We start from the raw sequence: 13,339 nt of genomic DNA on the forward strand, positions 1-13,339 counted from the left end.
TCGGCCGGCTCGGTCACCGAGAGCAGGGGCATGTCCGGCGAGCGGGGGACCTGCCCGGCGGTCCGCCACGGCGCGTCGTGCCGGTGAAGGTCAGTCAGGGCCCTGACCGGCGAGTGCCGTACGCGCTCCCGTCGCTGTCCGCCGGTACGGCGCCGCGCGCACGGCAGAGGTGCGGTGAGGCCGGTCCCGGCGCCGGCCTCACCCCCGGTCGTGGTGGCTTTCGCTCCCCGTGGTGTCGTCCTCGAAGAGGATCGCGTGGACGCGTTGCAGCACGTCGAGGTGGGCACGGTTGTAGAACTCGACCAGCGCGTGCACGACGACGGACTCCGCGACCGCCGTTCCCCGGCGGGAGGAGAACCCGAGGTCGCCCAGGCCGGGGTGGTCCCTTTGCTGCTGGCGGACAGTGGGCGCCATCCGCTCCGCCATCCGCTGCCGCACTTCGTCGGGAGCGTTCTCGTCGAGCGCCGCGAATTCCGCGTCGAGGTCCCCGCGAGGTCCCGCGAGCTGCTCCTGAAGGGCTGCCATCGCCACGGGTGTGAGGATGCTGGAGTAGGCCAGCAGCAGGGACCGCTGGGTCTCGGGCAGGTCGTCGGCGAGCGTCCTGAAGTCCGGGGGCATGTCGATCGCGGCCCGGTTGTCCATGACCGCCGCCAGTTCCAGCCGCATCCGCTGCCGGCGTTCGATGTCCGCCGCGAGTTCGGCGTCCAGGTCCCGGAGGATCTGCCGTGCTCTCCGGTCGCCGCTCTCGACCGAGGGGACGTCCGCGAGGGACACACCGAGGTCGGTCAGTCTGCGGATGCGCAGGAGGCGGACCAGATGGTTGACGCCGTACCGCTTGTAGCCGTTGGACGCCCGTTCCGGTTCCTCCAGCAGTCCGACCTCGTGGTAGTGGCGGACGGTCTTGGTCGTCGTGCCCGCGAGTTCCGCCAACTGACGCGTACTCCAAGCCACCAGGAGCCCCTTCTCGAGGATCGTGCCCGGCGGCTATTCAAAACCCTGCCCCAGGGGCACGGTCAACTCGGCCCGGGTCCGGCCCGCCCGTTGTTGACCCTGCCCCAAGGGCAGGGACTGGGATGGTGGCGACCACGACCACGAATCGGTTTCGGAGAATGGACATGAAACGACAGATCAGTGTCGGCCAGAGCCTGGCCCTCTTGGCGGTCCTCGGCTTCGGCAGCTCGTTCGCCACCGTGCCCGCCGCCGCCGAGGAGCCGAAGACGCCGCAGGTGAAGTGGGACAAGTGCCCCGACGACGTCGTGGCCGAAGCCGCTCCGACCGAGCTGCAGTGCGCCACCGTGTCCGTGCCGCTGGACTACGCCGCCCCGAAGGGCGAGCAGATGGACCTCACCGTCTCCCGGCTGGCCGCCGCCGACCCGGACAAGCGGCGCGGCGTCCTCATGCTCAACCCGGGGGGTCCCGGCGGATCCGGGCTTGCGCTGTCCGCGCTGCTCGTGGCCCAAGGCCTGCCCAGCAGCGTCACCGACCGCTACGACCTGATCGGCATGGACACCCGCGGCATCGGTCATTCCACACCGGTCAGCTGCGGCTTCACCCCAGCCAGCCCCTACTACTCCAACATCCCGCCCTACGCGGTCGACGACGCCGCGGTCACGGCGCAGGCGAAGGTCGCCGAGCAGGCCGCCGAGCAGTGCGCGGACAACGACCGCGACGGCCGGCTGCGCCACCTCACCACCGCGAACACCGCCCGCGACCTGGACCGGATCCGGGCCGCGCTCGGCGAGGAGAAGACCAACTACCTCGGCTACTCGTACGGCACGGCCCTCGGCGCCGCCTACGCGTCGATGTTCCCCGAGCGCTCCGACCGGATCGTGCTCGACAGCAACATCGGAGACACCCACCTGAACCGCGACGGCATGCGCCGCTACGCGCTCGGCATGGAACAGACCCTGCCGGACTTCGAGAAGTGGGCCGCCCGCCGGCACGACAGCTACGGCCTGGGCCGCACACCCCAGGAGGTCAGGGCGTCCTACCTCACCATCGCCGGCAGGCTCGACAAGGCTCCGGTCGCGGGGATCGACGGCAGCCTCTTCCGACTCCTGACGTTCGGTCACCTGTTCAAGCAGACGCAGTACCCCCAGCTTGCACAGACCTGGCAGGCGATGCTCGAAGGCGACGAGGCGGCGGCCCGCAGCCTGCGGGCCGCCCAGGAGGAACCGGCGGACGGGGCGCTGTCGCCGGCCGACAACGCCCTGACCGTGTTCCTCGCGGTCACCTGCAACGACGTCGAATGGCCCGAGGGCGTCGACACCTACCGGCAGGGCGTCGCCGAGGACCGCGAGCGCTACCCGCTGTACGGCGCCGCCACCGCCAACATCACTCCGTGCGCCTTCTGGCCGCACGCCCCCGCCGAAGCGCCGGTGAAGGTCGACACCGAGGGCCCGCGCAACGTGTTGCTCCTGCAGAACCAGCGAGACGCGTCGACCCCGCACCTGGGCGGGAAGATGTTGCGTGAGAAGTTCGGCGACCGAGCCCGCCTGGTCAGCGTCGACGACAGCGGGCACGGAGTCTACGTACTGGGCCGGAACTCCTGTGCGTTGAACACCACCACGCGCTACCTCGTCGAGGGCGAGATGCCCACGAAGGACGTGTTCTGCCGCGCGGACTGACCACCGGATCCCCAGCGGCGCTGACACCGCCCGCAGCCCATCCGCCGGCGGCGTCAGCCGGGCGTACACCTCGATCGTGACGTACGACGTCGACACAGGCAGCCGACCCGGGCAGCGAGGGGCCCGTCGGCCAGGGGCGGCGCAGGGAGCCCTGGCCGAGGCGCGGTGGCGGGCTGGCAGGTGGCCCTCGGTCCTGTCGCGGAGAGGGGGTGGAAGTGCCGTTACTCCGAGGGGGAGTCGGCACTTCCGGCGCCCCGGGTGGCTGCCGTGCTGTCCTGTCCGGTGGGATGCCCACTGTCCGGACCGGCGCGTCTGGCTGTAGGGACGGTCACCGTGGGTCGCCCGTATCGGACAGGAGCTCGCTGAGACGCCGCATCACGTCCACCTGGGCCGGATTGTAGAGATCGCTGATGGCTTTGCCGATGGTGCGAGCGGTGTGCTGTCGGCCACGCGGGGCGTCCGAGGCGAGGTCGCTCAGCCCGGGATGCCTGACCCGGAGACCTCGGACGTGGGGCACGAGACGCTCAGCGAGACTCTGGCGCGTCGGCTCGTCCGCATCGGCGGGAAGCTCGTCGAGTTCGCGTGCCACCGGCTGCGGCTTCTGATGGAGCAAGTCCGCGTAGGCGTCCATCCCGCTGGGGCCGAGGACCGTAGCGAGGACGGTGACGAAGGAGCGGTCCGGTTCGGGGAGCTCGGCCGTCTCGTCCACGGAGGCGAAGCGGAGGGGAAGATCGCTCGCGGCCGTTCTGCGCCGGAGGGCGCCGACCTCGGCGCGGGCGTGTTGCAGCCGTTCGATGGTGGCTGCCAGTTCATCGTCGAGAGCCTGCAGATCACGCAGGTCCGGGTCGGAATCCGGACCGTCGTTCATGTCCGCGATCTGGGAGAGGGAGAAACCCAGAACGGTGAGGCGCTTTATCCGAAGGAGCCGGACGAGGTGGCTGACGCCGTACTGCTTGTATCCGTTGGAGCGGCGCTCCGGCTGATCGAGCAGCCCGATGTCGTGGTAGTGCCGTACCGCCCTGAGGCTGGTGCCCGCCAGCTCCGCCATCTCCCGGGTACTCCACGCCATGATCGATGTCTCCCTCGCCGTCCGGTGCAGTCCGGTGCCGTCGGCGCGGTCGCGCCGTGGGCCCATTGAAAACCATGACGCAGTGGCAGGGTGGCGCAGGGGAGAGCGCACGAGGGAGCGGTCCGCACGCGTTCGGTGGCATGCGGAGGTACTCGAAGTCGGGCACTGCCCCGCGGTATTCACATGAGCGACCGGAACCTTACAGGCGGAGAGCTTTTGACTGATTCCGTCCTGCGGTGGGTCCGATCCGTTCGGCCTGGCTGCGATACCTCCAGCGCGATAGCGCCACAGCTCCCAGGTCGACCTGAAGTAGAGCAAGAGCTGTCGCAATATGACGGAATGCCCCCTTCTCCTGATGCGCCGAAGTGTGCCGCAACGTCACCAGTTTCACCGCCCGAACCGGAGGTAGTAGTCCCGAAGGAAGGCGGTGCGGCGGCATGGAATTCGCTTCACTGGAAGATGTGGCAGTGGTGAATGCCTACCCCGCGGTGCCTTCTGTTTTCGTAAAGGCGAGTCGGGGAGAAGTGCGCGGAAGAGCGTGACGGGAGAAGTGTTCTGCTGTGCGCATTTCGCTCTTTGCTCCACGCGACAGGAAATCCCCCGACCTGTAACGGCTGACACACAAGGGAGCTACCGTGCCCACGACTCTCGCTCAGAATCTGTACCTGCTCTGCTACACGGTCAAGAAGGAGAAGTTCCAGCTCGACAACATTCAGGGGCGCGGCCAACTGCTACGGGCCGGAGCGATGACCGAGCTGGCCCGCGCCGGTCTGCTGGACGCCACCGGGGGGAAGGTCCGGCGACTCCCCGGCAACCCGCCCGAGGACCCGTTCACCACCGCGGTCTGGTACGACCTGCCTGAGGACAAGTCCAAGGGCTGGCTCAAGTTCCTGCACAACAAGGCCCACACCGCCGAAACCCCGGTTCGCGACCAGTTGCTCGCCTCCGGGGATGTCGCCCTCACGCGGGAGAAGAAGCTGGGGGTCGTACCCACCGAGCGGGTCACCGTGGTGCACCCGGACCTGGTGCACGCCCTCCAGGACCGGGTGCGCGCGACCGTCCTCGACGGCGCTCCCGCCGAGCACCTGACGGACGAGCTGGCCATGGCCGTCCTGGCTGTGGAGATGGAGCTGACCTCGGTGTGGAGCAAGGAGGACCGCCGCACCCACAAGTCCGAACTCAAGGAGCTGGCGGCGCGGTTCGACGCCCTTGTTCCCGGACTGCGCAAGGCGCTGCGCGACTCCTACCTGGCGAGCCGGGCCGTGGGAGGCGGCTGGAGCGCCTGAAGCGCGGTGCCACCGCGACGAGCAGAACCCTGAAAGCGCCGAACCGCAGCACGTGACCTGGAGTGATCGACCGATGTCCCACCCCGAAGCCAAGCCCGGCTCCTCCCCGACCAGCGGCGGGAGCCCCAGCACCACCAGCGGCGGGAGCCCCGGCACCACGCCGTCCCCCACTCCGCGACCGCCCATGCTCGAGTCCATGGGCGGTCCGGCGGGATTCGTCTACTCGACCGTGCCGGTCGTGGTGTTCGTGATCGCTCTCGCCCTGCAGTCCACCAGGACGGCCGTGATCGCGGCCGTCGCCACCGGTGTGGTGTTCACCGTGGTCCGGATGGTGCGCGGTGAGCGTCTCCTCGCCGCCTCCGGCAGCCTGTCCGGCGTCCTGGTCGCGGCGGGCATCGTCGCGCTCACCGGTTCCGCCAAGGACTTCTTCCTACTCGGCATCTGGGTGGCCTTCGCCGGTTTCCTCGCCACATTCGGTTCGGTCCTCTTCCGCCGCCCCCTGACCGGCGTGGCATGGAACCTCCTGCACGGCCGCGGGTACGCCTGGCGCGAGGACCGTCAGGTTCTGCGGGCACACGACATCGCCACCCTCGCGGTGGCACTCGTCCTCGGTGCCCGGTTCGCGGTGAAGCAGTGGCTCTACGTCCACGATGCCACCGGCTGGCTCGCCTTCGCGAAGATCGCCATGGGCACCCCCCTGACCGTGGTCGCCGCGCTGGTCGTCGCCTGGGCCTTCCGCAGTACGTCGAAGCGCCTGGTGGACAGTCCACCGGCCGAGGCGAACGCTCAGCGGGAAGCCGAGCTGCCGTCCCGTCAGGCTGCGTCCAGGTAGCCCCGCCCGCCGCATCACGTCAGCGGAGAAGGGACCACTGAATGTCGATCAGCCACACGCACGCGGGCACGACGAGAGAGCTCGGGGCCTTCGAGCGGACCATCGACCTCTACATGCACCGGAACCCCGTCCAGTTCTCCCTGGTCGCCGAGATCGACCGGAAGGTCTCCGCGCAGACCCTGGCGCGGGCACTGCGGGATGTGCAGGCGCGGCACGCGTTGCTCCGCGTCTCGGTCGACCGAGGAGCTCCCCGGGCCCGATACCGCTGGGCAGAGGGTCCGGTCGGAGTCGAGACGGCCGCCGAGGGCACGCCCTGGCAGGCGGTCGTCGCTGGTGAGCAGACCCGTCCCGTCGCGCCGGAGCCCGGCCCGCTGATGCGGACCGTGCTCGTTCCCGCGGAGACCGGCAGCGTCATCGTGCTGACCTTCGCCCACCAGATCACCGACGGCACCGGCGGCGTGCGGGTGGTGGCGGACCTGGTCGCCGCTCTCGACGGTGGCGGAGAGGGCGGCGAACCGATCCCGGGGCGGGATGTGCCGCCCTCCCAGGAAGCTCTCCTGCGAGCTCTCGACACCGAGGCGCCCACCGCAGGCCCACCCCGAGCGGAGCCGATGGACGCGCCCGGCGAGCTGACGCCGTTCTCGGGACGGGCACCGCACGTTTCCGCCTTGGCCCTGCAGCGCGGTCTGACCGCACGGCTCGTGGACCGTTGCCGCGCCGAGGGTGTATCCGTGCACGCCGCGCTGTGCGCTGCCGCCTGCACGGTCCTCCACCGCGCCGGCCGCACCCGGGTGAGGGTGCTGAGCCCGGTCGACCTGCGCCGCGCCGCCGGTCTGCCCGACGCCGTCGCGAACCGGTTCGCGGGTGCCCGGACGGCGAGCGAGGCGTCCCAGGCCGGGGATTTCTGGGAACTGGCCCGTCGACACCATCAGGCTCTGGAACGGCAGCGGGCACCGCGGGTGCTCCAGGCCGGTTCGGAGGCGCTGGCCCAGCAACCGCCGACCACCCCCGAAGAGGCCGAGGCGATGATGACCGCTGTCACCGCCGCCGACATCCAGATCACCAATCTCGGGGTGGTGGAGGCGGCGGCGGACGGCCGTACCCGTCTCACCGCTCTGTGGGGACCGGCGCAGACCACCCAACTGCGCGGTGAGCACGTCCTCGGGGTCGCCACCGTCGGGGGACGCCTGCGCATGACGGAGCTGACCCACGACCCCGTGGCCGTGCTCCTGCCCGACATGGCCACCGTCCTCGCCCGGCGGTGCGTCGAGCCGGACTCCCCGTCCTCCTGATCCGTTCAGGACACCGCGCCTTGATGACGGCGGGCCGCTGGTCCGAGCGACGGCACCAGAACGGCTCTCCGGGCTTCGGAAGATCAATCTCCGACCTACCACCGGGCGTCCGGCGGTTCGGAACGCCCTCGCCGACCGGGGCGGGAACGCTACCGAACGTCGTCGGCCACCCTCCGGATCCGGGCTGCGGCCCTCGACGGCCGCAGCCCACGAGCGACACACAGGAGTGACCATGCAGTCCCACACCGATACCGATGCCCGCGACTCGGTCAGCACCGCCCTCTCGGCCGAGCTGCGGTCCAGAATCCCCGCGGGCCGCGTGCTCACCGACGGACCGGAGTACGCGGGAGCGGTGGCGTTGTTCAACGCGGCGGTCGACGTCCGGCCTTCTGTCGTCGTGCGGTGCGAGACCACCGCTGACGTGCAGGCCGCAGTACGCGCGTCTCGCGACCACGGGGTGCCGCTCTCGGTGCGTGGCGGGGGCCACGACTTCTGGGGCCGGGCGTTCCGTCCCGGTGGCCTGGTTCTCGATCTGACCGGTATGCGGGAAGTCCAGGTCGACACCACCCGGCGTCTCGCCACGGTGGGCGGCGGAGCACTCTCGTCCGACGTCGTATCCGCCGCCGAGCGGGTGGGCCTGACCGCCGTCACCGGAACGGCGGGCTCCGTCGGAATGGTCGGCCTCACGCTCGGCGGCGGGTACGGCCCCCTGCTCGGGCAGTTCGGGCTCGCGGCCGACAACCTGCTCGGCGCCGAAGTCGTCCTGGCCGACGGTTCACGCGTGGACACCGACGCCGAACACCATCCGGACCTCTTCTGGGCGTTGCGCGGAGGCGGCGGCAACTTCGGTGTCGTGACCTCGGCGCGGATCCGTCTGCACCCCGTGCCGAACGTGGTCTCGGGAACCATCCTGTACCCGATCGGCAGGAGCGCCGAGATCCTTGCCGACCTCGGTGGGATCCTCCAGGACGGTCCGGACGAGCTGACGGTGGACGTGGGGTTCCTTCCCGGCCCGGACGGGAAGCCGACGGTCTACGTCGCGCCGACCTGGTCGGGGGACCTCCAGGTGGGGAACGCCGAGAACGGGCCGGTGCGTGCCCTGGCCGGACTCGGCACACCCGTGATGGCCGAGGTCGGGCCGGTCGCCCGTTCCGCGACGCTGGCCGCGACGGACGCCATGTTCCCCTTCGGGCGCATGGGCGCCATCCGTACGCGGACCGTCCAGAGCATCTCGGGCCCCGTCGCGACCGTCCTGGACCGGGCTGCCCAGGAGTTCACCTCACCGTTCTCCGCGATCGTGTGGCATCAGTTCCACGGTGCGGCCACCCGTCCACCTCTCGGCTCGACCGCTTTCGGCCGACGCGAACCGCACCTGATGGTCGAGCTGATCTCCATGTGGGAGGGCGGCGAACGGAAGGACGACGCACGGGGTGGGAACGGTGGGTCCACGCACCTGCGCTGGCTGGAAGAGCTTCACGCGGCGCTCGAACCGTTCTCGTTGCCGGGCGGTTACGTGAACTTCCTGGGGCCGGAGACTCCCGACCAGGTCGCGCGCTCCTACGGGCCGAACACCGAACGTCTGCTGGCCGTGAAGTCGGCGGTCGACCCGGACTCCGTCTTCGCCGCCACGCCGCTCCCCGGAGGGACTGCCGACGCCGGTTCCACGGCCGTGTGAGGCGTGGAACCAGCGGCGCCGGCGAACGGCATCGGGGCGGCGGGCAGTCCTCCGCGCAAGGCGAGGAGGCGGCCGTCGCCCCGATTCCCAGGGGTGGTCAACGGCTCCCCGGCCATGCCGGCAGTCCTCAGCCGAGCTGTTCCGGCAGCGGTGCCGCGTGCAGCACGACGAGGCCCGAGACAGCACGGGTAAGGGTGACGTACAGGCGCCGCAGGCCCGTGCGTTCGTCTGGTTCGCCGTCGACCACGGCCGCCGGTTCGTCCAGTACGACGTAGTCGTACTCCAGGCCCTTGGCCAGCGAGGCGGGGACCAGGGTCAGCCGGGAGTCCGCCGTCGTCTCCTCGCCGGGGGAGAGACAGCTGTGGCCGGCCCCGGCGAGGGCCGCCGCGAGGGCGGGGACGCGGGCGTCCGCGGCGATCAGCCCGACGGAGCCCTCGTGGCGCAGGGACTCCTCGCACGCAGTGACCACCGCCGCGTCCAGCTCCCCCGCGCCGGGCACCTCGCGTACGTCCAGCGAGCCCGGAGCCTCACGTACCGACTCCACCGGGGCGAGGCCCGGCGAGATCGCGGGGAGCAGCCGGGAGGCGTAGGCGATCACCTCGCGGGGCACGCGGAAGCCGGCCGTCAGCTCCTCCACCACCGCGTCCGCCTTGCCCAGATGGAAGAGAGCCTGCTCCCAGCTCTGCGTCGACCACGGCGTCGTACCCTGCGCCAGGTCGCCGAGCACCGTCGCCGAGCCGGTGGAACAGCGGCGTCCCACCGCGCGGTACTGCATCGGGGACAGGTCCTGCGCCTCGTCGATGACGACGTGGCCCAGCGAGTGCGTCCGGGCCACCAGGTCTGCCGCCTCGTCGATCAGCACCGCGTCCGCAGCCGTCCACTTCGCCGACTTCACGCTGCGCGCGGGCCTGGCCATCAGGATCTGCTTCTGCTCGTCGTCGGTGAGCGTCCCCGCCGCGTGCGCGGCCAGGAAGTCGGCGTCGGTCAGGAGCCGCAGCACCAGCTTCGCCGGGTCCACCGCCGGCCAGATCGCCTTCACCGCGGCCTTCACCGCGGGGTCGCGCGCCACCGCGTTCTGCACCCGGTCGTCGGGCGCCTCGCCCGCCTCCTCCATCCGCACGAGTACGGCGTGTGCGATGCGCTGGGGGAGCGCCTCGTGGGCGGCGCCGTACCGCATGTCCCGGGCCAGCAACTCACCCACCATCTGCTCGACCTCGTACGGCGGGATCCGCCAGCGGCGGGAGCCGCGCACCACCACGACCGGCTCGGTCGGAGGCGTGACGTGCGAGCGGATCGCCCGCCGCAGGACCTCCGCCATGCCCGCGCCGCCCTTGATCACCGCGGCGGGGGCCTCGTCCGTGCCGCGCACCTCGACACGGGCCGTCACCAGATCCTCGACGGTTGCCTGCTTCACCTCCAGCTCGCCGAGCGCGGGCAGGACCTGCTCGATGTAGTGGAGGAACGACCTGTTCGGGCCGACGACGAGGGTGCCGGTACGGGCCAGCCGCTCGCGGTGCGCGTACAGCAGGAAGGCGACCCGGTGCAGGCCGACGGCCGTCTTGCCGGTGCCGGGACCGCCCTGGACGCAGACCGTCCCGCCGATCCCGCTGCGGACGATCTCGTCCTGTTCGGGCTGGATCGTCGCCACGATGTCGCGCATCGGCCCGACACGCGGCCGCTCGATCTCGGCCTGGAGGAGCTTGCTCGTCCGCTCCTCCTCCGCCGGGTCGGTGAGCCGCTCGTCCTCGTACGCGGTCAGCTCGCCGCCGGTGTAGCCGAAGCGGCGGCGGCGGTCGACGTCCAGGGGGTTGTTCCTGGAGGCCTGGTAGAAGGGCTGGGAGACCGGTGCCCGCCAGTCGATGACCATCGGATCGCCCTGGGCGTCGTGCACATGGCGACGCCCGATGTAGAACTGCTCTCCCCCCGCGCCCTCCGCCTTCTCGGCCCCCACTTCGTGGAGGTAGTCGAGGCGGCCGAAGAACAGCGGGGTGTGGGTGAGATCGGCGAGCGCCTTGATGCGGTCGTCGATCTGGGCCTGTAGGACCGCGGCGTTGACCCAGTTCGCCGTGACGTCGCGGATGTCCAGCGCTTGTACGTCCTCGCGCATGGCGCGCAGCGCGGCACGGGACGCGGCCAGATGCGCACGCTCCCTGACCAGTGGATTGCTTGACTCTTCGTGCGCGGGCACGGTGTTGCCTCCGGCTTTTCGACGCAGGACGGCGGACAGGGCTCACCGCCCGGTCCGCTCGGGGACGTTCACGCAGAGAGCGCGCACGCGGCCGGCGCGTGCGGCTGTTGTCGGCCGGTTTCCGTCCGGTCGGCGGCGCTCCCCCGGCTGCCGGCCGCTCGGAGAGGCGGGCCGGTACACGGTGCGGGAGGCGGGCAGACCGGCGATTGTATCGACCGGGCTCTCCGGTGGCGAACGAATAAGAAGCCCCGCCGCGAACGGACAGGAAGCCCCGGCGCGAACGGGCAGGAAGCCCCGGCGGCGAACGGGCAGGAAGCGCGTCGCCCGCCCGCCCGGGACACGCGTCCGTCCCGTAGGGGACGGCATGCGACCTGCGGCCGACCCCCGGCCGCCGGGGCTTCCGCCCGGAGGCCGATGCAGGGGCGGGGGCGGACGGAGCACCATGGAATACATGAGCACCGTTTATCTGAACCCACGCAGGACCGGCCCCGCGCACGGCGCCACCGCGGCGACCGGCCACCCCCGCAGCCACCGCGTCGGGGACGCGGCGCGGGCCGTCTCGGTCTTCGTGCGCGCCGCGTTCGGTGTGGCCGTCCTCGGCGAGTACGCGGAGGAGGCGGGAGTCGTCCGCCGCCACCACTGAGGCCCCGCGGCCGAGACCTCGCCCCACTGGGGCCCCGCCACCGAGCCGACGCGGCCGAGGCCCCGCCGCCCCGTCAGTTCTCCGTCAGCAGCTCGTCCGCGTCGACGATCCGGTACGAGTACCCCTGCTCGGCCAGGAACCGCTGGCGGTGCGCCGCGAAGTCCTGGTCGATCGTGTCGCGCGCCACCACCGAGTAGAACCGGGCCTCGTGCCCGTCCGCCTTCGGCCGCAGCACCCGGCCCAGCCGCTGCGCCTCCTCCTGGCGCGAGCCGAACGTCCCGGACACCTGGATGGCGACGGTCGCCTCGGGGAGGTCGATCGAGAAGTTCGCGACCTTCGACACGACCAGCACGCTGATCTCGCCCTCACGGAACGCCCCGAAGAGCTTCTCCCGCTGAGCGTTGCTCGTCTCGCCCTTGATCACCGGGGCGTCCAGGTGCTCACCGAGCTCGTCGAGCTGGTCGATGTACTGCCCGATGACGAGCGTCTGCTCGCCCCGGTGCTTGCGCACCAGCGCCTCGGTGACCTTGCGCTTCGTCGCGGTCGTCGCGCAGAAGCGGTACTTCTCCTCGGCCTCGGCCGTCGCGTACGCGAGGCGCTCGGAGTCGGTGAGATTCACCCGCACCTCGACGCAGTCGGCGGGCGCGATGTAGCCCTGCGCCTCGATCTCCTTCCACGGGGCGTCGAACCGCTTGGGCCCGATGAGCGAGAAGACGTCCGACTCGCGCCCGTCCTCGCGCACCAGCGTCGCGGTGAGTCCGAGGCGGCGGCGGGCCTGGAGATCGGCGGTGAACTTGAAGACCGGCGCGGGCAGCAGGTGCACCTCGTCGTAGATCACGAGCCCCCAGTCGCGGGAGTCGAACAGCTCCAGGTGCTGGTAGATCCCCTTACGGCGGGTGGTCAGCACCTGGTACGTCGCGATCGTGACCGGCCGGATCTCCTTGCGGGTGCCGCTGTACTCGCCGATCTCCTCCTCGGTCAGCGAGGTCCGCTTCACCAGCTCGTGCTTCCACTGCCGGGCCGAGACGGTGTTGGTGACCAGGATCAGCGTGGTCGCCTTGGCCTCGGCCATCGCTCCCGCCCCGACCAGGGTCTTCCCCGCCCCGCAGGGCAGTACGACGACACCGGAGCCACCGTGCCAGAACCCCTCGACGGCCTGCTTCTGGTACGGGCGCAGCGCCCAGCCGTCCTGGTCGAGCTCGATCGGGTGCGCCTCGCCGTCGACGTAACCGGCGAGGTCCTCGGCGGGCCAGCCGAGCTTCAGCAGCGTCTGCTTGATCTGCCCGCGCTCGGAGGGGTGCACGGCCACGGTGTCCGGGTCGATACGCGCCCCGACCAGCGGCTGGACCTTCTTCGAACGGAGGATCTCCTCCAGTACGGGACGGTCGTTGGAGGTCAGCACCAGCCCGTGGACCGGGTGTTTGGACAGGGTGAGGCGGCCGTACCGCGCCATCGTCTCGGCGATGTCGACGAGCAGGGCGTGCGGCACCGGGTAGCGCGAGTACTCCACGAGGGCGTCGACGACCTGCTCGGCGTCGTGCCCCGCGGCACGGGCGTTCCACAGGCCGAGCGGGGTCAGCCGGTAGGTGTGGATGTGCTCGGGCGCACGCTCCAGCTCCGCGAAGGGTGCGATGGCACGACGGCAGGCGTCGGCCTGGTCGTGGTCGACTTCGAGGAGGAGCGTCTTGTCGCTCTGGACGATGAGAGGTCCGGTCACGCGCGTCGGC

The 13,339-nt window shown here is 71.0% G+C and carries 10 protein-coding genes; 6 read left to right on the forward strand and 4 right to left on the reverse strand.

The window, feature by feature from the left end:
- Positions 1–198: 198 nt before the first annotated feature.
- Complete coding sequence (locus tag AB0I83_RS08745; RefSeq protein ID WP_363304110.1) at positions 199–951, reverse strand: MerR family transcriptional regulator; 753 nt, start codon at positions 949–951, stop codon at positions 199–201.
- Between the two features lie 164 nt (positions 952–1,115).
- Here AB0I83_RS08745 and AB0I83_RS08750 point away from each other — a divergent pair, with 164 nt between their 5' ends.
- A complete protein-coding gene (locus AB0I83_RS08750) occupies positions 1,116–2,627 on the forward strand; it encodes an alpha/beta hydrolase (protein WP_363304111.1) in 1,512 nt (503 codons plus the stop codon).
- Positions 2,628–2,955: 328 nt separating this feature from the next.
- On the opposite strand, the gene AB0I83_RS08755 is transcribed toward AB0I83_RS08750, so the two are convergent.
- The gene (locus AB0I83_RS08755) at positions 2,956–3,696 is read right to left on the reverse strand and encodes a MerR family transcriptional regulator (RefSeq protein WP_363304112.1); all 741 of its coding nucleotides are present in this window, start codon (positions 3,694–3,696) and stop codon (positions 2,956–2,958) included.
- Positions 3,697–4,331: 635 nt separating this feature from the next.
- Here AB0I83_RS08755 and AB0I83_RS08760 point away from each other — a divergent pair.
- From AB0I83_RS08760 to AB0I83_RS08775, 4 genes are all read left to right on the forward strand, one after another.
- A complete protein-coding gene (locus tag AB0I83_RS08760; protein ID WP_363304113.1) occupies positions 4,332–4,982 on the forward strand; it encodes a GPP34 family phosphoprotein in 651 nt (216 codons plus the stop codon).
- A 73-nt stretch (positions 4,983–5,055) separates the two neighbouring features.
- Positions 5,056–5,814 (forward strand): DUF3159 domain-containing protein, encoded by a 759-nt coding sequence (locus AB0I83_RS08765; RefSeq protein ID WP_363304114.1) that lies wholly within the window; start codon positions 5,056–5,058, stop codon positions 5,812–5,814.
- A 41-nt stretch (positions 5,815–5,855) separates the two neighbouring features.
- A complete protein-coding gene (locus AB0I83_RS08770; RefSeq protein WP_363304115.1) occupies positions 5,856–7,106 on the forward strand; it encodes a peptide synthetase in 1,251 nt (416 codons plus the stop codon).
- 232 nt (positions 7,107–7,338) lie between these two features.
- Positions 7,339–8,781: an FAD-binding oxidoreductase gene (locus tag AB0I83_RS08775; RefSeq protein ID WP_363304116.1), complete on the forward strand. Its 1,443-nt coding sequence runs from the start codon at positions 7,339–7,341 to the stop codon at positions 8,779–8,781.
- A 127-nt stretch (positions 8,782–8,908) separates the two neighbouring features.
- On the opposite strand, the gene AB0I83_RS08780 is transcribed toward AB0I83_RS08775, so the two are convergent.
- Positions 8,909–10,969 (reverse strand): AAA family ATPase, encoded by a 2,061-nt coding sequence (locus tag AB0I83_RS08780; protein WP_363304118.1) that lies wholly within the window; start codon positions 10,967–10,969, stop codon positions 8,909–8,911.
- 451 nt (positions 10,970–11,420) lie between these two features.
- Between AB0I83_RS08780 and AB0I83_RS08785 the strand changes: the two genes are divergently transcribed.
- A complete protein-coding gene (locus tag AB0I83_RS08785) occupies positions 11,421–11,612 on the forward strand; it encodes a hypothetical protein (RefSeq protein ID WP_356531434.1) in 192 nt (63 codons plus the stop codon).
- Positions 11,613–11,685: 73 nt separating this feature from the next.
- On the opposite strand, the gene AB0I83_RS08790 is transcribed toward AB0I83_RS08785, so the two are convergent.
- A complete protein-coding gene (locus AB0I83_RS08790) occupies positions 11,686–13,329 on the reverse strand; it encodes a DNA repair helicase XPB (RefSeq protein ID WP_356840546.1) in 1,644 nt (547 codons plus the stop codon).
- Between the last annotated feature and the right edge of the window lie 10 nt (positions 13,330–13,339).

The sequence above is a fragment of the Streptomyces sp. NPDC049970 genome (genome assembly GCF_040660235.1).
GTDB lineage: Bacteria > Actinomycetota > Actinomycetes > Streptomycetales > Streptomycetaceae > Streptomyces.

What these genes read in the sequence shown, in the direction of transcription:
- AB0I83_RS08750 (WP_363304111.1), top strand. Translation starts at nt 1,116, where the DNA reads ATGAAACGACAGATCAGTGTCGGCCAGAGCCTGGCCCTCTTGGCGGTC.
- AB0I83_RS08755 (WP_363304112.1), bottom strand. Translation starts at nt 3,696, where the DNA reads ATGGCGTGGAGTACCCGGGAGATGGCGGAGCTGGCGGGCACCAGCCTC.
- AB0I83_RS08765 (WP_363304114.1), top strand. Translation starts at nt 5,056, where the DNA reads ATGTCCCACCCCGAAGCCAAGCCCGGCTCCTCCCCGACCAGCGGCGGG.
- AB0I83_RS08770 (WP_363304115.1), top strand. Translation starts at nt 5,856, where the DNA reads ATGTCGATCAGCCACACGCACGCGGGCACGACGAGAGAGCTCGGGGCC.
- AB0I83_RS08775 (WP_363304116.1), top strand. Translation starts at nt 7,339, where the DNA reads ATGCAGTCCCACACCGATACCGATGCCCGCGACTCGGTCAGCACCGCC.
- AB0I83_RS08785 (WP_356531434.1), top strand. Translation starts at nt 11,421, where the DNA reads ATGAGCACCGTTTATCTGAACCCACGCAGGACCGGCCCCGCGCACGGC.